This window comes from Rhodanobacter sp. Soil_C_14, from assembly GCF_057657335.1.
Window position 1 is genome coordinate 143,539 of sequence record NZ_JBDGIQ010000001.1, and the last position, 22,764, is coordinate 166,302.

Consider the following 22,764-nt stretch of genomic DNA (forward strand, 5'->3'; position numbering starts at 1 on the left):
CGACGGCAAGTGGCTTACGCGATGCCGTGCAGTCCGCATTCGCGCTTGAGTCCGAAGAAGCGGGTGTCCTCGGCGTCCATGCCGGGCTCCCAGCGATGGCTGGTGTGGGTGTCGCCTATGGAGACGTAGCCGCGCTGCCACAACGGGTGGTAAGGCAGCTGGTGGCGCGCCAGGTACTGGCCGATGTCGCGGTCGCTCCAGTCCGCCAGCGGATGGAACTTCCAGCGGCCCTGGCGATGCTCGACGAAGTCGATCGCCTGGCGGCTGCGCGACTGTCCCCGGCGCAGGCCGGCAAACCAGCCGGTCGCGCCCAGTTCGGCCAGCGCCCGCTGCATCGGCTCGACCTTGCGCAAGCGGTTGTACTGGTCCAGCCCGGGCACGCCCTGCTCCCACAACCGCCCGTGGCGCGCTTCCATCCAGGCCGGGCTGAGCGGCGCGCGATAGACCCTGAGGTTCAGCGCGAGCCGTTCGGTCAACTCGTCGACGAAGCGGTAGGTCTCGGGAAACAGGTAGCCGGTGTCGATCAGCACCACCGGCAGGCGGGCGCGCTGGCGGGTCAGCAGGTGCAGCGACACCGCCGCCTGTGCGCCGAAGCTCGACGACAGCACGTGTTCACCCGGAATGTGTTCGAACACCCACGCCACGCGCTGCTCGGCGTCGAGCGTGGCGAACCGCGCATTCAGTTCCGCCAATGCCTGCGGTTCGAGCGACACGGCCGCGGCCAGCACCGCGCTCATGCCAGCACCGCCAGCGGAATATGCCGTGGCTTCACCGCCGCCACGATGCCGGCGCGCAGCAGGAAATCGCCGAAACCCTCGCCCTCGCCCCGTTCATTCGCGTAGCGCGCAAACAGCGGATCGAGCGCGTCGAGGATCGTCGCCTCGTCGATGTTCTCCCGATACACCTGGTTCAGGCGCTGGCCGCTGAAGTCGGCAGCCAGGCGCAGGTCGTAGCGACCCGGCCCGCGCCCGACCAGGGCGATCTCGCCCAGGTAAGGCCGCGAGCAACCGTTGGGGCAGCCGGACAGGCGCAGCAGGATCGGCGCGTCAGCCAGGCCGTGGCGGGCCAGCAGCAACTCCAGCTTCGGCAGCAGCGCCGGCAGGTAGCGTTCGCTCTCGGCCATCGCCAGGCCGCAGGTGGGCAAGGCCACGCAGGCGATCGCATGACGGCGGATGCCGCTCTGCGCGCGATATTCGCCAAGGCCATGCGCATGCACGATCGCATCGACGCGCGCTCGCTCGGCGGCCGGCACGTTGGCGATGATCACGTTCTGGTTGCAGGTCAGGCGGAAGTCGCCCGCGTGCACCTTCGCCAGTTCGCGCAGGCCGCTGAGCCAGCGCCGGTCGCCGGTGTCGGCAAGCCGGCCGGACTCGATGTGCAAGGTGAGATGCCAGCGGCCATCGTGTCCCTCGACCCAGCCATAGCGGTCGCCGTTGTGCTCGAAGCGGTGCTCGCGCGGCGGAGCCAGCGCATAACCCAGCCGCGATGCCAGTTCCGCCGTGAACGTGTCCAGGCCGTGCCGGTCCAGCGTGTATTTCAGTCGCGCATGCTTGCGCTCGGCGCGGTCGCCCCAGTCACGCTGCACGCCGATCACCGTCTCGGCGACCTCGAACAACTGCTCCGGCACGACGAAGCCGATCACGCTGGCCAGCCGCGGATAGGTACTGGCGTCGCCGTGGGTGGCGCCCATGCCGCCGCCGATGGCGATGTTGAAGCCGCGCAACACGCCCTGCTCGATGATCGCGATCAGGCCCAGATCCTGGGCGAACACGTCGATGTCGTTGAGCGGCGGGATCGCCAGGCCGATCTTGAATTTGCGCGGCAGATAGGTCGCGCCGTACAGCGGCTCGACCTCCGGCGCGCCTGCCAGTTGCTCGCCGTCCAGCCAGATCTCGTGATACGCCCGCGTCTTCGGCGCCAGCTCGGCGGACAGCCGCGTGGCCCAGGCGTACGCCTCGGCGTGCGCGGCGGACTCGACCGGGTTGGCCGTGCTGACCACGTTGCGCACCACGTCGCCGCAGGCGGCGATGGTGCTGGCCAGCGCCGCGTGGATCGCGGCGATGGTCGGCTTCAGCTGGCGCTTGATGATGCCGTGCCACTGGAAGGTCTGCCGCGTGGTGATGCGCAGCGAGCCGCTGGCGTACTCGCGGGCGATGCGGTCGAACACCAGCCACTGCGCCGGCGTCACCACGCCGCTGGGCAGGCGCGCGCGCAACATGAAGGCGTAGGCCGGCTCCAGCTTCTGCCGGCGACGCTCCTCGCGCAGGTCGCGATCGTCCTGCTGGTAGCTGCCGTGGAATTTCAGCAGCTTGGTGTCGTCGTCGCTGATCGCGCCGGTGACCGGATCGGCCAGGCCCTCGGCGATGCCACCCCGCAGGAAGCGGCTTTCAGCCTTGATTTTTTCGAGATGGGAAAACATCGGAACATTCTTTTTCTGAAGAGTGCGGCCATGGCCGGCCGTTTCCTGGCTCGAGCTTCCAGGGGCGAGCGCATCAACTAATAGACGTCACGGGCGTAGCGACCCTGCTGCAGCAGCTCGCCCAGCCAAGCCTCGGCGGATTCGGCGGAATGACCGCCGTGGGCCACGGCCACCTCGATCAGGGCGGCGTGCACGTCGCGCGCCATGTGTTTCGCGTCGCCGCAGACATAGAGATGTGCGCCGCCATCGAGCCAGGCGTACAGATCGGCGCCACGCTGGCGCAGACGATCCTGCACGTAGGTTTTATGCGAATCCCTCGCAACACCCCGCACATCCTTGTGCGGACTTTCAGTAAGAGCGTCATCCCGCGAGAACGCCAGATCGAGTCGGTGCAGCGCGCCATCCGTCAACGCCTGCTGCCATTCCACCTGATAGAGGAAGTCGCTGGCGAAATGACGGTTGCCGAAGAACAGCCAGTTGCGGCCACTGCCCCCGCGCTCGCGGCGTTCCTGCACGAAGGCGCGGAACGGGGCCACGCCGGTACCGGGGCCGATCATGATGATGTCGCGCGCGTCGTCGGCCGGCAGCCGGAAGCGCTCGTTCGGCTCGATGAAGACCTCCAGCCGGGCGTCCTCGCCGCTGGCGGCCAGCAGGCTGGAGGCTGCGCCCCAGTGGGCATGGCCATCGGCTTCGTAATCGACCACGGCCACGGTCAGGTGCACCTCCTCGCCCACGGCCGCCGGGCTGGAGGCGATCGAGTACAGCCGCGGCGCCAGCGGCCGCAGCGCCGCCAGCAGGGCTTCGGGTTGCCAGGTCGCGGGATGGCGGCGCAGCAGGTCGATGGGCTGGTCGTCGGCCAGCACCGCGGCCAGCCGGGCCGCGTTTTCCGGCTGCAGCAGCCCAGCCAGTTCGGCGTGCCCGCCGGTAGCGGCCAGCGCCGTGATGAAGCCGCGATGCAGGCGGGTGAGTTCGCAATCGCGCTCCAGCCACTGCCGAAACGGCTGACGGCGATGCTTCCAGCTCACTTCGCCCGCGCCATCGAGCTGCAGGAGGTCGAGCCATTGCGCCACCAGCGCCGGCGGATTGCGCGGCCATACGCCCAGCGCATCACCCGGCTGGTAGCGCAGGCCGGAACCTTCCAGCGACAGCTCCAGATGGCGGATGTCGCGGGTACTGTCCCGGCTGACGATGCGCTGGTTGGCCAGCACCACCGCGCTGAACGGTTGTTCGCGGGAATGCGCGCTGGCTGGCGGCACCACATGCAACGGCGTCACCCGCCCGGGTGCCGTGACCTGCTTGAGCACATCACGGGCGCGCTCCACCACCTGCTCCGACCAGGGTTCGGCGACCAGTTCGAACTCCAGGTCGGCTTCGCCGAAGGGATGCAGGCGGCTGGCGCCCAGCGCCGCCAGCCGTTCGTCCAGCTGGCGCCCGATCGTGCAGAACTGCGGATAGCTGGAGTCGCCCAGCCCCAGCACGGCGAACTGCAGCGCTGGCAATTTCGGCGCCCGCTTGCCGGTGATGAACTCGAACAGGCCACGCGTGTCATCCGGCGGCTCGCCGTCGCCCTGGGTGCTGACCACCACCAGCAGGTGACGCTCCTGCGCCAGTTCGCGCTGCGGGTAGGCGTCGGCGCGCAGCAGCCGCACCGGCAGGCCCAGCGCCTCGCTGCGACTGGCCAGCGCCGTGGCGATGCGGCGGGCGTTGCCGGTCTGGCTGCCGTAGAGGATGGTCAGCCGCTCGCCCGCCTGCGCCGCCGGGACGGGCGCCGCCGCGCCGTGGCGCTGGAGCTGTCCCGCATGCGCGGCCGCCCAGGCGGCCACCCAGTACAGCTGGGCCGCGCCCAGTCCGTCCAGGCCCCTGGTCAGCAGGTCAAGCCTGTCCGCGGGCGGCTCGGCATCGGCAATGTTTCTGGCGACGACTGAATTCACGACAATCTCGTTTGGACGTCCATACGTCTGGACATCCAAAGTATTGCCCCATCGCATAGCCGTGAAAGGATGCCTTGCCATGTACATATGCCGACGGCTTATTTCCGCGCCCGACGGCCGCCGCCAATACTTCGCCGAACCGCCAGGCGCCCCGGACACATGCCAGCATTCTCCGAATTCATCACCTTTGCCGCCGTGGGCGCGCTGGCCCAGCTGATCGACGGCGCCCTGGGCATGGCCTACGGCATCACGGCGGCAAGCATGCTGCTGGGCCTCGGCCTGCCGCCGGTGGTGGCCAGCGCGAGCGTGCATTACGCGGAGACCTTCACCTGTGGCGCCTCCGGCCTCAGCCATCTGGCTGCGGGCAACGTGCGACGAAGGCTGTTCTGGGCCCTGGCGCTACCGGGCGTGGCTGGCGCGGTGATCGGCGCGCTGGTGCTCAGCCACGTGCCGGCGGCATGGATGCGAATGGCGCTGACGCCGTACCTGCTCGGCATGGGCCTGTGCCTGCTGCTGCGCGGCAGGCGAGCACCGGGCGAGCACGATGACCGCATCCCGTCGGCGACGCGGCCGCTGGGCCTGGTCGCGGGCTTTGCCGACGCCGTCGCCGGCGGCGGCTGGAGCGCGATCACGGTGACCGCCCTGGTCGCCCGGGGCGCCACCCCGCGCATGGTGATCGGCACGGTGCACCTGGCCAAGTGCGCGGTCAGCGCCGCGGCCAGCGTCAGCTTCCTGTGGCATGTCGGTGCCAGCCATGGCGTCGCGGTGCTCGGGCTGATCGTGGGCGGCGTCGCCGCCGCGCCGCTGGGCGCCGTGCTCACCCGGCGTCTGCCGCCACGGGCGGCGACCCTGCTGGCGGCGACCGCCGTGCTCGGACTGGGACTGCATGGCGTGGCCCAGGCCCTGCGCTGATCCACCCTCGCCCGCGGCTACAATGGCGGCATGACCAAACCCACTGTTTTCCCCATCGAAGTCCGCGGCTCGGCCCGGCAGCCACTGGGCATGTCGCCCGCCCGCTTCCTCCGCGACTACTGGCAGAAGCGTCCGCTGCTGATCCGCCAGGCGTTTCCCGATTTCCAGCCGCCGCTGCAGCCGGACGATCTGGCCGGCCTGGCCTGCGAGCCTGCCGCCCTGGCCCGGTTGATCGTGCATGACGAAAAGCGCGACCAATGGCACGTCCATCCCGGTCCGCTCGGCGAGGCAGATTTCGCGAATACTCCCGACAGCAACTGGACATTGCTGGTGCAGGATGTCGACAAGTGGGACGCGGACGTGGCCGGCCTGCTGCAGCACTTCAGCTTCCTGCCCAGCTGGCGGATGGACGACGTGATGGTGTCCTATGCCGAGCCCGGCGGCGGCGTCGGCGCGCACGTCGACCAGTACGACGTGTTCCTGATCCAGGGCCTGGGCCAGCGCCATTGGGCGATCAGCGATGATCCGCTGGCGCCGAAGGCCTTCCGCCCCGACGTGGAACTGAAGCAGCTGGCGCTGTTCGAACCGACCCACGAATGGCTGCTTGACGCCGGCGACATCCTGTACCTGCCGCCGGGCGTACCGCACGACGGCGTGGCGTTCGGCGGTCCGTGCATGACGTTTTCGGTGGGCATGCGCGCGCCGTCGCAGGCGGAGCTGACCGGCGACCTGGCCGACTACATCGCCGAACAGTTGCCGGACGAGCTGCGCTACGCCGACCCGGACCTGAAACCGGCCAGGGCCACCGGCGAGATAGACCGCGCCGCGCTGGAGCGCCTGAAGAGCACGCTGCCGTTCGCCGCGGCCCTGCGCGACGACCTGCTGCACGACTGGTTCGGCCGTTTCATCACGCGCTACCGCAACGCGCAGATCCCGGCGCCGCTGGACAAGCCATTGAGCGTCGAGGCCTTCCTCAAGCAACTCGAAGGCGGCGCGCAACTGTTGCGTCACCCGTGGTCGCGGCTGGCCTGGCACCGCGACAAGTCGACCTGCACGCTGTATGTCAGCGGCGCCGCCTACCCGGCCACGCCGGCGCTGGCGCAGGCATTGTGCGAGCAGCGCAGCCATACCCCCGCCAGGAAGATCAGCGCCGCCGAACGCAAGCTGCTGCTGGCGCTGGTCAACGATGGTCACCTGATCGTGCGCAAATCCCGCCAACGTCGCTGAGCACGCACCGATGAAACTGCAGGACTTCCACATCGAGATCGCCGACTGGTCGAACCCCGACCAGCAAGCCGCCCTGCTCGACCTGCGCGAAACCGTGTTCATCCACGAACAGGGCGTGCCCGAGCAGCGCGAGCGCGACGGACTCGATGTGGACTGCTGGCACCTGCTGGCGCGCGACGAGCATGGCCAGCCGATCGGCTGCGGCCGGCTCACCCCGCAGCACAAGATCGGTCGCATGGCCGTGCTGCGCGACTGGCGCGGTCGTGGCGTCGGCCAGGCGCTGTTGCGCGAGATGATTTCCCGGGCCCGCAGCCAGGGCTGGCCGGAGGTGAAGCTGGATGCCCAGGTCAGCGCCCAGGGTTTCTACGAGCGCGAAGGCTTCGCGGCTTTCGGCGAGACCTTCGAGGACGCCGGCCTGCCCCATCAGGCGATGCGCCTGGCCCTGCCCGCAGCGGACGATGTGCCGGCAGCACTGCCCGACATCGGCACGCTCGCTGCCGGCACGCGCGGCGAGACCGCGGCGGCGCGCCTGCAACTGCTGGCCGATGCCCGCCATCGGCTGGACATCCACCTGCCCCTGCTGGGCAGCGATGCCTACGCCAGCCCGGACGAACTGGCCGAGCTGCGACGCATCGCGATCTCCGGCCGCGGGGCGCAGATCCGCATCCTGCTGCACGATCCGGCCGCCGCGCTGCGCGGTGACCATCGACTGATCGCCCTGGCGCAACGCCTGCCCAGCGCGATCCAGATCCGCATGCCGGTCGATGAAGTCGACCTGGCCTACCTCGCGGCCTATCTGCTCAACGACGCCGGCGGCTACCTGTTCCTGCCCGAGGCCGCGCGCCCCCAGGGCCGCGCCGCCCGCCACGACCGCGCCAGCCAGGCGCCGCTGCAACAGCACTTCGACGAAGTGTGGGAGCGTGCCGAACGGGCCAGCGAGCTGCAGTCGCTGAATATCTGAGCGGACTGGCTCAATCGGACTGGGCCAGACGGACTGAACCGCAGCTGGCCCGGGATCGCCCTGCCTGGCCAGCCGCGACGCGACGCAAACCGCATGAAACCGCTGGCCGCGCCGGAACCGGGCTACGACCTTGGTCTGAGAAGCCCCCGCACGGGCCGTTCCAGGCCATTCGCAGCTTGCCGCGTCGCAGCACCCAAAGGCTATAATCATGGGGATTCTCCCCAGTCATCCGTATCAGCGGCCTGTCGGGCTTGAAAACCGACCGGTAACCGCGACTTCAACGTGACACGGATGAGCTCAAGCATCCCTTCCTGCCGGTGGTGACGTGACTACAAACCTGATCAGCGAGTTCTTCGAATCTTCCCAACTCGCAGGCGGCAACGCCGATTACGTCGAATCGCTGTATGACGCCTGGTTGGCCGACGCCTCGTCGGTTCCCGCCGAATGGGCCACGTATTTCTCATCGTTCAAGGGTCGCGAGTCCGGCGACGTCTCCCACACCGCGGCCATCGCCCGCATCGAAGCGGCACAGAAGCAGCGCCACAACGGCGCCACGGCCGCGCCGGTCAGCGATGAACACGCGCGCAAGCAGGCCGGCGTGCTGCGCCTGCTCACCGCCTACCGCTCGCGCGGCCATCTTGCCGCCGACCTCGATCCGCTCGGCCTGACCGAGAAGATGACGGCACCCGACCTGGGCCTGGCCTTCCACGGCCTGTCCGATGCCGACCTCGACACCGAATTCGACACCGGCAACTACGCCGGCGGCGGCCTGCGCCTGAAGCTGCGCGACCTGCTGGCCCGCCTGCAGAAGACCTACGCCAGCACGATCGGCGCCGAGTTCATGCACATCAGCAACCACGAGCAGCGCAACTGGATCTACAGCCGGCTGGAACAGGCTGCCGGCCAGAGCGGCCTGGACAAGGCCGGGCAGCAGCGCGTGCTGGATGGCCTCACCGCCGCCGAGGGACTGGAGCGCTACCTCCACACCAAGTACGTGGGCCAGAAACGCTTCTCGCTGGAAGGCGGCGACAGCCTGATCCCGATGCTCGACGACGTGGTGCGCGAAGCCGGCGACAACGGCATCAAGGAACTGGTCATCGGCATGGCCCATCGCGGCCGCCTCAACGTGCTGGTCAACATCCTCGGCAAGCCGCCGAAGACCCTGTTCGACGAGTTCGAGGGCAAGTTCGACCACCCCGACGATCCGGCCCACTCGGGCGACGTGAAATACCACATGGGCTTCTCCGCCGACGTCAAGACGCCCAAGGGCGGCGTGCACGTGGCGCTGGCGTTCAACCCGTCGCACCTGGAGATCGTCAACCCGGTGGTGACCGGTTCGGTGCACGCGCGCCAGACCCGCCGCCGCGACACCGCGCACACGCAGTCGATGGCCGTGCTGATCCACGGCGACGCCGCGTTCGCCGGCCAGGGCGTGAACATGGAGCTGCTGAACATGTCGCAGGCCCGTGGTTTCCGCATCGGCGGCAGCCTGCACATCGTGATCAACAACCAGGTCGGCTTCACCACCTCCAATCCGCAGGACGCGCGCTCCACCATGTACTGCACCGACCTGGCCAAGATGGTCAACGCGCCGGTGCTGCACGTGAACGGCGACGACCCCGAAGCGGTGATCCTGGTGACCCGGATCGCCTACGATTTCCGCAAGCAGTTCCGCCGCGACGTGGTGATCGACCTGGTCTGCTACCGTCGCCACGGCCACAACGAGGCCGATGAACCGGCCGCGACGCAGCCGGTGATGTACCAGATCATCCGCAAGCGCCCGACCACGCGCGACCTCTACCAGCAGCAGCTGGTCAAGCAGGGCGTGCTGGCCGACGGCGAAGCGCAGAAGCAGTTCGAAGCCTATCGCGCACGGCTGGAAGCGGGCGCGCCGATGACCGACCTCGACCCGTCGCCGGTGCGCGACGGCCACGTCGACTGGGCGAAGTTCATCGGCGGCAAGCTGTCGACCCCGGTCGACACCGGCGTGCCCCGGCAGAAGCTGCAGGAGCTCTCCAGCAAGATCCTCACCCTGCCCGCCGACCTCACCCTGCAGGCGCGCGTGGCGAAGATCTACGACGACCGCCGCAAGATGGCCGCCGGCGAGCAGCCGGCCGACTGGGGCTTCGCCGAAAATCTCGCCTACGCCACCCTGGTCGATGCCGGCTACGACATGCGCCTGGTCGGCCAGGATTCCGGCCGCGGCACCTTCTTCCACCGCCATGCGGTGCTGCATGACCAGAAGGACGGCCACACCTACATGCCGCTGGCCAACGTGCGCGCCAGCGCCGACGTCGAGGTGATCGACTCGCTGCTCAGCGAAGAAGCGGTGATGGCGTTCGAGTACGGCCACTCCACCACCGACCCGGACACGCTGAACATCTGGGAAGGCCAGTTCGGCGATTTCGCCAACGGCGCCCAGGTGGTGATCGACCAGTTCATCAGCTCCGGCGAAGCGAAGTGGAACCGCCTGTGCGGCCTGGCGCTGTTCCTGCCGCACGGCTATGAAGGTCAGGGCCCGGAACATTCTTCCGCGCGTCTGGAACGCTTCCTGCAGCTGTGCGCGTTCGACAACATGCAGGTCTGCGTGCCGACCACGCCGGCGCAGGATTTCCACATGATCCGCCGGCAGATGCTGCGCCCGGTGCGCAAGCCGCTGATCGTGATGACGCCGAAATCGCTGCTGCGCCACAAGCTGGCGGTGTCCACCCTGGACGAGCTGGCCAACGGCAGCTTCCAGCTGGTGATCGGCGAGCATCGCGAGCTGGCCGCGAAGAAGGTCAAGCGCGTGGTGCTGTGTTCGGGCAAGGTCTACTACGACCTGCTGGAAGAAGCCGAGAAGCGCGAACTGAAGGACGTGGCGATCGTGCGCGTCGAGCAGTTGTATCCGTTCCCGCGCGTCGAGGTCACCGCCGAACTGGACAAGTACCCTTCCGCCAAGGAAGTGATCTGGTGCCAGGAAGAGCCGATGAACCAGGGCGCGTGGTTCCAGATCCGCCATCACCTGCAGGCCTGCACCGGCGTCAAGCACAGCCTGTCGTACGCCGGTCGCGCCCGTTCGCCGGCACCGGCGGCTGGCCACCACAACACCCACGTCGCCGAACAGGCGGCACTCGTCGAACAGGCGCTGGTCGCGCCGGTCGGCACCGATCACTCTGCAGAATAAGCGGCTTTTCCGAACAGTGCGGCCAGGACGGCCGCTTCTTGATCTTCGCGATCATGGATGAGCGCACTAACTCAAGGATTCACATGTCCATCGAACTCAAAGTCCCCGTCCTGCCCGAGTCGGTCTCCGACGCCACCATTGCCACCTGGCACAAGAAAGCCGGCGACGCGGTGAAGCGCGACGAGAACCTGGTCGACCTCGAAACCGACAAGGTGGTGCTGGAAGTGCCCTCGCCGGTTGACGGCGTGCTGAAGGAAATCCGTCACGACGTCGGCGACACGGTGAACAGCGAGCAGATCATCGCGATCATCGAGGAAGGTGCCGCAGCCGCCGCACCGGCACCGGCAGCCGCAGCCCCCGCTGCTGCCGCTCCGGCGCCCGCCGCCGCGGCGCCCGCCCCCGCCGCGTCGAAGGCCGCCGCCGAGCTTTCGCCCGCCGCGCAGCGCGTCGCCACCGAGAACAAGGTCGACACCTCCGCCATCGCCGGCACCGGCCGCGACGGCCGCATCATCAAGGAAGACGTGGTCAACGCCGGCTCGCGTCCTGCCGCGGCTCCCGCCGCGCCGGCGGCGAAGCCGACTCCGGGTTCGCGTCCGGAAGAACGCGTGCCGATGACCCGCATGCGCGCTCGCATCGCCGAGCGCCTGATGCAGTCGAAAAACTCGATCGCCATGCTCACCTCGTTCAACGAAGTGAACCTGAGCGAAGTGACGAAGATGCGCAAGACGCTGGGCGAAGCGTTCCAGAAGGAACACGGCATCAAGCTCGGCTTCATGAGCTTCTTCGTCAAGGCCGCCGCCGAGGCGCTGAAGCGCTATCCGTTCGTCAACGCGTCGGTCGACGGCAACGACGTGATCTATCACGGCTACCAGGACATCTCGATCGCGGTGTCCACCGACAAGGGCCTGGTCACGCCGGTGCTGCGCGACGTGCAGGACATGAGCTTCGCCGACGTCGAAAAGGGCATTGCCGACTACGCCACCAAGGCGCGCGCCAACAAGCTGTCGCTGGACGACCTGCAGGGCGGCACGTTCACCATCACCAATGGCGGCACCTTCGGCTCGCTGCTGTCCACCCCGATCGTCAACCCGCCGCAGAGCGCGATCCTGGGCATGCACACGATCAAGGAGCGCGCCATCGTCGAGAACGGCCAGATCATCGCGGCCCCGATGATGTACATCGCGCTGTCCTACGACCATCGCATCATCGACGGCAAGGACGCGGTGCTGTTCCTGGTCGACATCAAGAACCAGCTGGAGAATCCGCAGCGGATGCTGCTGGGGCTGTAATCAAAAAAGCGGAAACGGGGAACAGGGAACGGGGAACGGCCAGAGCCGCACCTGTTCCTCGTTCCCCGTTCCCTGTTCCCGCTTAAAAGGACACCAAAACCATGAGCGAAAAATTCGATGTCATCGTCATTGGCGCCGGCCCGGCCGGCTACGTGGCCGCGATCCGCGCCGCGCAGCTGGGCCTGAAGACGGCCTGCGTCGACGCGTTCACCGGCAAGGACGGCAAGCCCGCGCTGGGCGGCACCTGCCTCAACGTGGGCTGCATCCCGTCCAAGGCGCTGCTCGACTCCTCGCGCCAGTTCTGGAACATCGCGCACAACCTGCCGGTGCACGGCATCAGCGTGGGCGATGCCAAGGTCGACATGGGCACGTTCATCGGCCGCAAGGACAAGATCGTCAAGCAGTTCACCGGTGGCATCGCCCAGCTGTTCAAGGCGAACAAGGTCACCCCGTTCTTCGGTACCGGCAAGCTGTTGAAGGGCAACTCGGTCGAGATCACCGCCGCCGATGGCAGCAAGCAGACGATCAGCGCGACCAACGTGATCCTGGCTTCCGGTTCCATTCCGATCGAGCTGCCGTTCGCCAAGTTCGACGGCAAGGCGATCGTCGACAATGCCGGTGCGCTGGACTTCACCGAGGTGCCGAAGCGCCTGGGCGTGATCGGCGCCGGCGTGATCGGCCTGGAGCTGGGCAGCGTGTGGCGCCGCATGGGCTCCGAGGTCACCATCATCGAAGCGCTGCCCGATTTCCTTTCGGTGGCCGACGCCGACATCGCCAAGGTTGCCGCCAAGGAGTTCGCCAAGCAGGGCCTGGACATCAAGCTCGACGCCAAGCTCAACAAGGCCGAGGTGAAGAAGGACGGCGTGCATCTCACCTACACCGATAAGAGCGGCGAGCAGAAGCTTATCGTCGACAAGCTGCTGGTGGCCGTCGGCCGCCGCGCCTACACGCAGAACCTGCTGGCTGACGACGCCGGCGTGAAACTGGACGAGCGCGGTCGCATTCTTGTCGACGAACACTGCCACACCGGCGTGGACGGCGTGTGGGCGATCGGCGACGCGGTGCGCGGCCCGATGCTGGCACACAAGGGTTCCGAGGAAGGCGTGGCGGTGGCCGAGTGGATCGCCGGCAAGGCCGGCCACGTCAACTACGACACCATCCCGTTCGTGATCTACACCGAGCCGGAAGTGGCCTGGGCCGGCAAGACCGAGAAGGAACTGAAGGACGCCGGCGTGCCGTACAAGGTTGGCAGCTTCCCGTTCGCCGCCATCGGCCGCGCCGTGGCGATGAACGAGGCCATTGGCCAGGTGAAGATGATCGCCCACGCCGAAACCGACCGCATCCTGGGCGTGCACATGGTCGGCCCGGGCGTCTCCGAGCTGATCGCCGAGTGCGTGGTGGCGATGGAATTCAAGGGCTCGTCCGAGGATCTGGCACGCATCGTCCACGCGCATCCGACGCTGTCCGAAGCCGTGCACGAAGCCGCCCTGTCGGTCGACAAGCGCGCCATCCATAAGGGCAATTGAGCTCACAATGCCCTCGCGTCATGCAGGCCACGGTGGCCGCTGACGGGGATCGACGCGGCCTGCTCGTGGTGACACGCGCAGGCCGCTTTTTTTAGGGAGGCGCCTCCAGGATTGACCCTGTCGACTTGCGCCCCACGTCATCCGGCCATGGCCTGCGGAGGTGCTGGCCGCGGCGCAGGCAGCTTCACTACCATCAGCTGACGGCGTGCAATCGTCGCGCCGCAACCATGCTAAGGAGAGCACATGACACGTTTGATCGAAGGACGCTACCGCGACGCAGACAAGTGCTGCAGCTGGGCGCAAGCCGCCGATGAGCACGAGCCGATCCGCAACCTGTTTCCCACCCGCAGCGACCGTTTCATCCGACTCAACGCCAAGCTCCGCTTGAGCGACGAGGCTTGGCGTCAGCTCTGTGCGATGAACGACTTCGACCGAGCCAAGGTAGCCGAGGAGTTACTGCAGATCGTGACGTCGCCCACTGATCCGCGGCACTCGGATGCCAGGCGACGCAATGCCATGCAGCGTCTCCGGCGGGTCAACTATCCCTTCAAGAGCTATCACTACGCGATTGCCTATGCGGTGGCTCCGGACGGGCGGGTGAAGGTGGATCAGATCTGGTTCGATGCGAAGCTGGTTGGTGCGAAGCCCGATTACCCGCACCTGGAACGCAACCTGCTCTATGTCGTCAACCGGACGGGAGACGCCAGGTTTTCCGAAAATTTCAGGCAGCTTGGGGCGGATAGCGAAGCAGTAACGGATCGCCTAAAGGCTGCATGGGGCAAGCCAAACCCCACGCATCGCGTGGAAACCCGCTATGCCGCCGTCAACGGCATGCAGAACGATCTCACCAAGGCGACCTGGTTGATGGGCACACATCTCGATACGGCCTATCCGGAGGGCGGTTTCGATCAATACAGCTTGTTCCACAATCCCACGGACAGCGCTTGGGAAGATCTGTTCGAGTGCATCTACGACAAGCGCGCTCTGGATAGGGAAAGCAGCAGCAACGCCCACCACCTTGCCGCCGTACTGCGCGAAGCGCAACAACGCAATCATCAAACACACTGGGTCGCGCACAGCCAAGGCGCCATCATTTTCAGCCGCGCCGTCAAGTTGGCAGCGCTGGGTGGCCGACTGGATTGCCACCGCGTCAGCCTGCACGGGATGGGATCGAACCTCGTGGATACCGAGCTGGCCTGCCAGAAGGTGGGCATCAAGGTCGACCGGGTACGCAACAATCCGCTTGATCCCGTGCCCAACGTGGCCGGGTGCAATGCGCTGACCACCAGCGGCTTGCTCCGCGCACTGTGCTTCTCGCGGATGGTCAAGGGTGGCAATGCCCTCGCCAGCCCACATACGCTGCCCTACCTGGGGCTGGAGACGTATATCGACCAGCTACACTTCACCGGCCACCATTTGCTGGCACGGCAAGCCTGCCGTTACCTGCCCAAGGACTGAGCCATGAACGACTCTTCGTTGCCACCGCTCCTGCCGGACGGACGCTCACGCCGACTGTCGTCGTCATGGCCAGTGCGCAAGCTGCGCGCCATGATCGCCCCGCTCAAGCCGTTGCGCGGCGGCCCATTACTGGACGACTGCACGCACCAACACGTTGATTGCGGGTCGGTCGACATCGATTTTTTCCTGCCTCGCGCTTATTTTGGCACGGGATCTCGACCCAGCAGAATCGATTTGGAGGACGACCAAAGCTTCAGTGAGCGTGCATCGAAAGAAAGGGCAGAACACGCATACGCCAAAATTGGCGGAAGCAACTGGAGCTACTACGGCCCCTTATGGGATATCTGGGATATCAAACGCTACCTTCCCATACCGCGTGACCCGTACGCCATCATCACCCCGATATGGCAGATCGAGCGCGTCAAACGTGGCGTGCAGCTTGACGTAGGTGACATGGCCGGACTGGAACGCTATTTGCGCGGTGATTACGAGCTGTTTCTTGAGTCCCAGGGCGGCAGAAACTGGGAGCTTCGCCGGGATGTCAAAGAAGAATTCAAAACGATGCATCCGGAAGATGCGCAAGCCATCATCGACTACCAGCTCAAGCATATGCTGCTGTCCCCACCGAGCACATATGAAACACTCCTCTTCAACGGCCTGCCATGGCTGCGCTACGTATGGAACGAACAACCCGGACGAAGCTTGCCGACGGCGTTCAACTACAGCCGCACGCTGTCCGACCGCAGCATCCTCACGGTTTATTTCGGCATCACTTACATGAGCAGCGGCGGCGGCAAAGACTACGCCCGCTGGCGGAAAGCCTTTCTGCGGGATTCGGAAGCCCTGATGAGCGGCCTGACCATCACCCCGAAGTGCCTGCCACCGCCATGAAGACCCCTCTTCACGAGAACCGGAAATCCATGCCTCAACCCACCGCCCTCTGCGTCTACTGCGGCTCCAGCTCTGGCCGCCATCCCGAGTACGCCGAACAGGCCCATGCCTTCGGCACGGAAATGGCGCGGCGCGGCATCGCGCTGGTCTATGGCGGCGGCAAGGTCGGCCTGATGGGCGTGGTGGCCGATGCCGTGCTCGCCGGTGGCGGCAAGGTGATCGGGGTGATTCCGCGCCAGCTGGTGGAGCTGGAAGTGGCCCATCCGGGGCTCAGCGAGCTGGTGGTGGTGGAAACCATGCATCAGCGCAAGACGCGCATGTACGAGTTGTCCGATGCCTTCGTCGCCCTGCCCGGCGGCTTCGGCACCATGGACGAGATGTTCGAGATGCTGACCTGGGCCCAGCTCGGCCTGCATCGGTACCCCTGCGCCTTCCTCGACGTGCGTGGCTACTATCGCGACCTGCGCCAGATGATGCAGCACATGGTCCAGGAAAACTTCGTGCGGGCCGAGCAGCGCGATGGCATCTGGTTCGGCGACAGCATGGCGGAGCTGTTCGACTGGATGGCCGCTTACCAGGGCAGCTACGTGCCGAAGTGGATCGACACCCGCAGCGTCGACGCCTGACCGGAGACACCGCCATGAACAGTTTCCGCGCTTTCCGCATCCACCACGACGACGCCGGCCATCGTGCCGGCATCGAGCACATGACCCCCGACGCGCTGTCCCCGGGTGAAGTCCTGATCAAGGTCGCCTACTCGTCGGTGAACTACAAGGACGCCCTGGCCGGCACTGGCAAGGGGCGCATCCTGCGCAGCTACCCGCTGAACGGCGGGATCGACGTGGCCGGTCGGGTGGTGGCCTCCACCGACCCCGCGTTCAAGGAGGGCGACGCCGTGCTGTGCACCGGCAGCGGCCTGTCCGAGACACGCGACGGCGGTTATGGCGAATACGCCCGGCTCGACGCGCGCTGGACGATTTCGCTGCCTGCCGGGCTGAGCCTGCGCGAAAGCATGATCATCGGCACCGCCGGTTTCACCGCGGCGCTCGCGCTGCTGCGCATGCAGGACAATCGGCAGACGCCGGCCCTGGGCCCGATCGCGGTGACCGGCGCCAGCGGCGGCGTGGGCCAGCTGGCGATCGATATCTTCAGCCGTGCCGGCTACGAAGTGCACGCGATCAGCGGCAAGGCGGAACACTTCGATGCGCTGCGCGCGCTCGGTGCCCGCGAATGCGTCGATCGCCACCAGCTCGCCTTCAGCGGCAAGCCGATGGACTCCGCCCGCTTCGGCGGCGCGCTGGACAACGTCGGCGGCGCGATGCTGGGCGGCCTGTTGCCCCTGATCAGCCCGTACGGCAACGTGGCGATCTGCGGCAACGCCGGCGGCATCGCCTTCGACAGCACCGTCATGCCGTTCATCATCCGCGGCGCCAGCCTGCTCGGGATCGCCTCGGCGGGCACCGCCCGCGACCTGCGCGACAGCGTCTGGCAGCATCTGGCCAGCGACTGGAAACCCCGGCAGCTGGAACGCATCGTCACCCTCGAAGCAGGGCTGGACGAGCTGCCGGGCGTGTTTGCGCGTATGCTCGCAGGCGAATCCTTCGGACGTACCCTGGTGCGCATCGACAGCACGGTTTGAAGAAACTGCGCTTGGAAGTACCATCACCACGGCTTAGAATCAACGAAACTCGCAGGGGATTATTTTTCTATGGCACGCATCCTGATCGTCGACGACTCCCCTTCACAGCTGCTTGGCATCAAGCGCATCGTCGAAAAACTCGGGCATGAAACCCTTTCCGCCGAAGACGGTGCCGCCGGCGTGGAAGTGGCCAAGGCCGAAAAGCCGGACCTGATCCTGATGGACGTGGTCATGCCCAACCTCAACGGCTTCCAGGCGACCCGCACGATCAGCAAGAACGCCGACACGGCACACATCCCGATCATCCTGGTCACCACCAAGGATCAGGAAACCGACAAGGTCTGGGGCATGCGCCAGGGTGCCAAGGCCTATGTGACCAAGCCGATCCGCGAGGAAGAGCTGGTCAAGGCCCTGGAAGAATTCCTGCCGGGCTGAACAATCACCGGATGCAGCGAGAAACGGCGCCCCAGGGCGCCGTTCTTCTGTCTACACACCCGTCAAACGTTACCGCGGGGTGAAGTCGCCGAACACCGCCTGCAGCGCATCGTAGGCGGCACGCTGCTCGTCGGTGTCCGCCGGTGGCGTGCGGATGGACAGCTCCACCAGCTGGTCGCCGGGATGGGCACCAGGCATGCCACGGCCCTTCAGCCGCAGCTTGCGCCCCGATTGCGAACCCGCCGGGATGCGCAGGTCGACCGTTCCGGCCAGGGTCGGCACCGGCACGGCCGCGCCCAGTGCCGCCTCCCACGGCGTGATCGGCAGCACGTGCACCACGTTGCGGCCGTCCAGGCGGAAACGCGCGTCATCACGGATGCCCACCTCCAGCAGCAGGTCGCCGTTCGGCCCACCAGCCATGCCGGGCTGGCCCTGGCCGGACAGGCGGATCACCTGGCCGGGCTGGATGCCCGCGGGAATCTTCACTTCCAGCACGCGCTCGCCACCGGCCGGATCGTGCATCGCCAGCCGCGTGCGACCGCCATCGAACGCCGTCTGCAGGTCGATCTGCACCGAGGCCTGCACATCCTGGCCGCGACGCGGGCGCGGCTGGCCGCGGTGGCCACCACCCGCGGCACCGCCGCGCCCGAACAGGCTCTCGAAGAAGTCGCTGAAGTCACTATCGTCACCGCCACCGAAGCCGTGCTGGCCCTGCCAGCCGGGCGGCGGCCTGAACTGCTCGCCCTGCCGGTAGCCGCCGGCGCGCAACTGGTCGTAGGAACGCCGCTTCTCGGCATCCTTGAGTACCTCGTTGGCTTCATTGACCGCCTTGAACTTCTCTTCGGCGCCGGCTTCCTTGTTCTTGTCCGGGTGGTACTTGCGCGCGAGCTTGCGATAGGCCGACTTGATCTCGGCCTCGCTGGCATCGGGCTTCACACCCAGGATCTCGTAATAGTCTTTGAATTCCACTCACCGCTCCCCGACTCACGCAAAACCCGCGGCGGGTCGACGCCGCCGCGGGATCAGCCACCCGATCCTCAGTGGTTCACGTTGATGGTAATGCGCCGCGGCGTCGCCTGCGCCTTCTTCGGTATCACGATCTCCAGCACGCCGAACTTGCCTGTCGCCGTCACACCCTCGGCATCGGCGCTGTCCGGCAGGGCGAAACGGCGATGGAAGGCGCCGCGCGCACGTTCGACCCGGGTGAACTTGCCGTCCTTTTCCGCGGCAACGGCATTACGCTCGCCCTTGATGGTGAGGATGCCCTTGTCCATGCTCACCTCGATCTGCGCCGGGTCCACGCCGGGGATGTCGGCCAGGATCACGAAGCGCTGCTCGTCCTCGCGAATGTCGACGCGTGGCGCCCACTGGCTGGTGACCACGTTGGAGGCATCGCCGTCTTCCGGTTGCAGGAAGCGGTCGAACGCCTGACGGATCTCTTCGGGCAGGCCGTTGCCCGCGTTCCAGATGCCATGACGACCCAGGTTCATTGTTTGTCTCCTTGCATTGGTTTGCGGTCGATTACCGCCTGAGACAGAAAATAGGTGCGGCCGCGGACGATTCAAGGCGACAGCCCGCCGCGGCACGTTTAGCATGGCGCGATCCCCTCCCCGACCCGAGACCCGCATGAGCATCCAGCCCGGCGACACGATTCCCGACACTGCCGTCCAGTGCATCGACGGCGACATCCAGCCAGCGCAGACCGCCGCCCTGTTCGCCGGACGCAAGGTGCTGCTGTTCGGCGTGCCCGGCGCGTTCACCCCGACCTGCTCGAACCGGCACCTGCCTGGCTACTCGGCACATTTCGCCGAGTTCCGGCAGCGTGGCATCGACGTGATGTGCCTGGCGGTGAACGACGGCTACGTGATGCAGGCCTGGGCCGCCTCGCAGCAGGTTCCGGCCGGCCTGTTGATGCTCGCCGACGGCAACGCCAGTTTCACCCGCGCCCTGGGGCTGGAGCTGGATGGCAGCGCCTTCGGCATGGGCCTGCGCACGCGTCGTTTTGCGCTGTATGCGGAGGATGGCGTGGCGCGCCTGGTGCAGGTGGAGGCACCCGGTGAACTGCGCGTTTCCAGCGCCGAGGCGATGCTGGCGGCGGTCGACAGCCTGCGCTGAATCCGCCACGCCCGCCACGGACTCAAAAAAAACCCCGGCGATGCCGGGGTTTTTCGTTTCGCCAGGAGGGCGGCCTACTCTTCGCCGGCCGCCGGCTCGGTCCCCGCATCGTCGCCACCACCGGGCACGTCTGCGCCGACGACTTCGGCATCCTCGCCGTTGTCCTCTTCCGCATCCAGCCGCATCACGCTGACCAGGGTTTCGTCGGCCGGCAGCTTGATCAGGGTGACGCCCTGGGTATTGCGACCGAGCTGCGAAACTTCCGCCACGCGGGTACGCACCAGCGTGCCCTGGTCGGAAATCAGCATCAGCTCGTGCGCCTCGGTGACCTGCACCGCGCCCACCAGCGCACCGTTGCGCTCGGAGCACTGGATGCCGATCACGCCCTGGGTGCCGCGGCCCTTCTTGGTGAACTCGGCCAGTTCGGTGCGCTTGCCGTAGCCGCGCGCGGTGGCGGTGAGGATGTCGCCTTCGGCCGCCACGATCAGCGACACCACCTCGGCGCCACCGACCAGCTTCATGCCACGCACGCCGGAAGCGGTGCGGCCCATCGAGCGCACAGTGTTCTCGTCGAAACGATTGACCTTGCCGTTGGAGGCGAACAGCAGGATGTCGCTGTTGCCGTCGGTCAGTTCCACGTTGACCAGGGCGTCGTCATCATGCAGCTTGATCGCCAGCTTGCCCTTCTGCAGCTGGAAGGCGAACTCGGACAGCGGGGTCTTCTTCACCGTGCCGTGCCTGGTGGCGAAGAACACGAAACGATCTTCGGCATACTCGCGGATCGGCAGCACCGCCTGCACCTTCTCGCCCTCGCCCAGCGGCAGCAGGTTGATGATCGGCTTGCCGCGCGCACCCGGGCCCGACTCGGGAATCTGGTAGACCTTCTGCCAGTAGACCCGACCGGTGCTGGTGAAGGCCAGCAAGGTGTCATGCGTGTTGACCACCCACAGCTGCTCGACGAAATCCTCGTCCTTCAGCGCGGAAGCCGAACGCCCCTTGCCGCCGCGTTTCTGCGCGCGGTAGGTGCTGGCCGGCTGGCGCTTGATGTAGCCGGTATGCGACAGCGTGACCACGACGTCTTCCGGCGCGATCAGGTCGAGCACGTTGAGATCTTCCTGCGAATGCTGGATCTCGGTGCGACGGGCATCGCCGAACTCGGCCTTGATCGCCTCGAGTTCCTCGCGGATCACCTCGAGCAGGCGATCGGGGTTTTCCAGGATCTCGATCAGGGCGCGGATCGCCTCGAGGATCTGACGGTACTCGTCGGAAAGCTTTTCCTGCTCCAGCCCGGTCAGGCGATGCAGGCGCATCGCCAGGATTTCCTGGGCCTGGATCTCGGACAGCTGGTAACCGTCGGCCTTCAGGCCTTCGCGCGGGTCCATGTCCTCCGGTCGCGATGCATCGGCGCCGGCGGCGGAGAGCAAGGCGCCGACCATGCCCGGCTGCCACTTGCGTGCCAGCATGCGCTCGCGTGCTTCGGCCGGCGACGACGAGGTCTTGATCAGTTCGATCATCTCGTCGATGTTGGCCAGCGCCACGGTAAGGCCTTCGAGGATGTGCGCGCGAGCGCGTGCCTTGCGCAGCTCGAAAATGGTGCGGCGGGTGACCACTTCGCGACGGTGGCGAATGAACGCCTCGAGGATGTCCTTGAGGTTCAGCAGCTTCGGCTGGCCATCCAGCAGGGCCACCATGTTGATGCCGAAGGTGACCTGCAGCTGGGTTTGCTGGAACAGGTTGTTCAGCACCACGTCGCCCATCGCGTCCTTGCGGATCTCGATGACGACGCGCATGCCGTCCTTGTCGGACTCGTCGCGCAGCTCGCTGATGCCTTCGAGCTTCTTTTCCTTGACCAGCTCGGCGATCTTCTCGATCAGCCGCGCCTTGTTCACCTGGTAGGGCAGCTCGTGGATGATGATCGTTTCGCGGCCGTTGGCCTCGGTTTCGATCTCCGCCCTGGCCCGCACCAGGATGCGGCCGCGGCCGGTGCGGTAGGCCTCGATGATGCCGGACGAGCCGTTGATGATGCCGCTGGTCGGAAAATCCGGACCCGGCACGTAATGCATCAGCTGGTCGATCGATAGCGCCGGCTCATCGATCAGCGCGATCGTCGCGGCAATGACTTCGTTGAGATTGTGCGGCGGGATGTTGGTGGCCATGCCGACCGCGATGCCGGCCGAACCGTTTACCAGCAGGGTCGGCACGCGCGACGGCAGCACGAGCGGCTCGTGCTCGCTCTCGTCGTAGTTCGGCCCGAAGTCGACGGTGTCCTTGTCGATGTCGGCCAGCAGCTCGTGGGTGAGCCGCGACATGCGCACTTCGGTGTATCGCATCGCCGCGGCGTTGTCGCCGTCGACCGAGCCGAAGTTGCCCTGGCCGTCGACCAGCATGTAGCGCAGCGAGAACGGTTGCGCCATGCGCACGATCGCGTCGTAAACCGACTGGTCGCCATGCGGATGGTACTTACCGATCACGTCACCGACCACGCGCGCCGATTTCTTGTACGGCTTGTTCCACACGTTGCCCAGCTCGCTCATCGCGAACAGCACGCGGCGATGCACGGGTTTCAGACCATCGCGCACATCGGGAAGAGCGCGCCCCACGATCACGCTCATGGCGTAATCGAGGTAGCTCTGGCGCATCTCGTCTTCGATGTTGACGCGAATGATTTCTTTGGCGAGTTCTGCCATGAATCGGCTTCCTTGATGACAAAAAAAGGACGCTGGTGCCGCGCCTCCGGCGCATGCGCAAGCGACCCGAAATCAACCCGTCGATTTTAGCACAAGCAGCCCCAAAAC

General features: G+C 66.6%; 18 protein-coding genes. 12 read left to right on the forward strand and 6 right to left on the reverse strand.

Annotated features, from left to right (window positions below; all coding sequences use genetic code 11):
• Nucleotides 1-14 precede the first annotated feature (14 nt).
• From AC3A56_RS00625 to AC3A56_RS00635, 3 genes are all read right to left on the reverse strand, one after another.
• Entirely contained in the window at nucleotides 15-737 is a 723-nt protein-coding gene (locus AC3A56_RS00625; protein ID WP_487768995.1) for a phosphoadenylyl-sulfate reductase, read from the reverse strand.
• Nucleotides 734-2,419 (reverse strand): assimilatory sulfite reductase (NADPH) hemoprotein subunit, encoded by a 1,686-nt coding sequence (cysI, locus tag AC3A56_RS00630; protein ID WP_487768996.1) that lies wholly within the window; start codon nucleotides 2,417-2,419, stop codon nucleotides 734-736. Before cysI ends, AC3A56_RS00625 begins: the two co-directional genes overlap by 4 nt.
• 77 nt (nucleotides 2,420-2,496) lie before the next feature.
• Complete coding sequence (locus AC3A56_RS00635) at nucleotides 2,497-4,350, reverse strand: assimilatory sulfite reductase (NADPH) flavoprotein subunit (protein ID WP_487768997.1); 1,854 nt, start codon at nucleotides 4,348-4,350, stop codon at nucleotides 2,497-2,499.
• 159 nt (nucleotides 4,351-4,509) lie between these two features.
• Between AC3A56_RS00635 and AC3A56_RS00640 the strand changes: the two genes are divergently transcribed.
• The 11 genes from AC3A56_RS00640 (at nucleotide 4,510) to pilH (ending at nucleotide 17,854) form a co-directional block, all read left to right on the forward strand.
• Nucleotides 4,510-5,262 (forward strand): sulfite exporter TauE/SafE family protein, encoded by a 753-nt coding sequence (locus tag AC3A56_RS00640; protein WP_204111153.1) that lies wholly within the window; start codon nucleotides 4,510-4,512, stop codon nucleotides 5,260-5,262.
• A gap of 30 nt (nucleotides 5,263-5,292) precedes the next feature.
• Nucleotides 5,293-6,489: a JmjC domain-containing protein gene (locus AC3A56_RS00645; protein ID WP_487768998.1), complete on the forward strand. Its 1,197-nt coding sequence runs from the start codon at nucleotides 5,293-5,295 to the stop codon at nucleotides 6,487-6,489.
• 10 nt (nucleotides 6,490-6,499) lie between these two features.
• Nucleotides 6,500-7,450 (forward strand): GNAT family N-acetyltransferase, encoded by a 951-nt coding sequence (locus AC3A56_RS00650; protein WP_487768999.1) that lies wholly within the window; start codon nucleotides 6,500-6,502, stop codon nucleotides 7,448-7,450.
• 325 nt (nucleotides 7,451-7,775) lie between these two features.
• Complete coding sequence (locus AC3A56_RS00655; protein ID WP_056765956.1) at nucleotides 7,776-10,616, forward strand: 2-oxoglutarate dehydrogenase E1 component; 2,841 nt, start codon at nucleotides 7,776-7,778, stop codon at nucleotides 10,614-10,616.
• A gap of 83 nt (nucleotides 10,617-10,699) precedes the next feature.
• The gene (gene odhB / locus AC3A56_RS00660; RefSeq protein ID WP_487769000.1) at nucleotides 10,700-11,905 is read left to right on the forward strand and encodes a 2-oxoglutarate dehydrogenase complex dihydrolipoyllysine-residue succinyltransferase; all 1,206 of its coding nucleotides are present in this window, start codon (nucleotides 10,700-10,702) and stop codon (nucleotides 11,903-11,905) included.
• 101 nt (nucleotides 11,906-12,006) lie between these two features.
• Nucleotides 12,007-13,431, forward strand: a complete 1,425-nt coding sequence (gene lpdA, locus AC3A56_RS00665; RefSeq protein ID WP_487769001.1) for a dihydrolipoyl dehydrogenase — start codon at nucleotides 12,007-12,009, stop codon at nucleotides 13,429-13,431.
• Nucleotides 13,432-13,674: 243 nt separating this feature from the next.
• Nucleotides 13,675-14,889 (forward strand): hypothetical protein, encoded by a 1,215-nt coding sequence (locus AC3A56_RS00670; protein ID WP_487769002.1) that lies wholly within the window; start codon nucleotides 13,675-13,677, stop codon nucleotides 14,887-14,889.
• 3 nt (nucleotides 14,890-14,892) lie between these two features.
• Nucleotides 14,893-15,780 carry a hypothetical protein gene (locus AC3A56_RS00675; protein ID WP_487769003.1) on the forward strand — a complete coding sequence of 296 codons (888 nt, stop codon included), beginning with the start codon at nucleotides 14,893-14,895 and terminating at the stop codon, nucleotides 15,778-15,780.
• Nucleotides 15,781-15,809: 29 nt separating this feature from the next.
• Nucleotides 15,810-16,406 carry an LOG family protein gene (locus AC3A56_RS00680; RefSeq protein WP_487769004.1) on the forward strand — a complete coding sequence of 199 codons (597 nt, stop codon included), beginning with the start codon at nucleotides 15,810-15,812 and terminating at the stop codon, nucleotides 16,404-16,406.
• Nucleotides 16,407-16,420: 14 nt separating this feature from the next.
• Nucleotides 16,421-17,419: a YhdH/YhfP family quinone oxidoreductase gene (locus AC3A56_RS00685; protein WP_487769005.1), complete on the forward strand. Its 999-nt coding sequence runs from the start codon at nucleotides 16,421-16,423 to the stop codon at nucleotides 17,417-17,419.
• Between the two features lie 69 nt (nucleotides 17,420-17,488).
• Nucleotides 17,489-17,854, forward strand: a complete 366-nt coding sequence (pilH, locus tag AC3A56_RS00690) for a twitching motility response regulator PilH (RefSeq protein WP_056718859.1) — start codon at nucleotides 17,489-17,491, stop codon at nucleotides 17,852-17,854.
• A 69-nt stretch (nucleotides 17,855-17,923) separates the two neighbouring features.
• Here pilH and AC3A56_RS00695 read toward each other — a convergent pair whose 3' ends face one another.
• Together AC3A56_RS00695 and AC3A56_RS00700 are read right to left on the reverse strand one after the other, a co-directional pair.
• The gene (locus tag AC3A56_RS00695) at nucleotides 17,924-18,823 is read right to left on the reverse strand and encodes a DnaJ C-terminal domain-containing protein (RefSeq protein WP_487769006.1); all 900 of its coding nucleotides are present in this window, start codon (nucleotides 18,821-18,823) and stop codon (nucleotides 17,924-17,926) included.
• A 68-nt stretch (nucleotides 18,824-18,891) separates the two neighbouring features.
• A complete protein-coding gene (locus tag AC3A56_RS00700) occupies nucleotides 18,892-19,344 on the reverse strand; it encodes an Hsp20/alpha crystallin family protein (RefSeq protein WP_487769007.1) in 453 nt (150 codons plus the stop codon).
• Nucleotides 19,345-19,480: 136 nt separating this feature from the next.
• On the opposite strand from AC3A56_RS00700, the gene AC3A56_RS00705 reads away from it, so the two are divergent.
• Nucleotides 19,481-19,969: a peroxiredoxin gene (locus AC3A56_RS00705; protein WP_056765949.1), complete on the forward strand. Its 489-nt coding sequence runs from the start codon at nucleotides 19,481-19,483 to the stop codon at nucleotides 19,967-19,969.
• A 74-nt stretch (nucleotides 19,970-20,043) separates the two neighbouring features.
• Here AC3A56_RS00705 and gyrA read toward each other — a convergent pair whose 3' ends face one another.
• A complete protein-coding gene (gene gyrA / locus AC3A56_RS00710; protein ID WP_487769008.1) occupies nucleotides 20,044-22,656 on the reverse strand; it encodes a DNA gyrase subunit A in 2,613 nt (870 codons plus the stop codon).
• Between the last annotated feature and the right edge of the window lie 108 nt (nucleotides 22,657-22,764).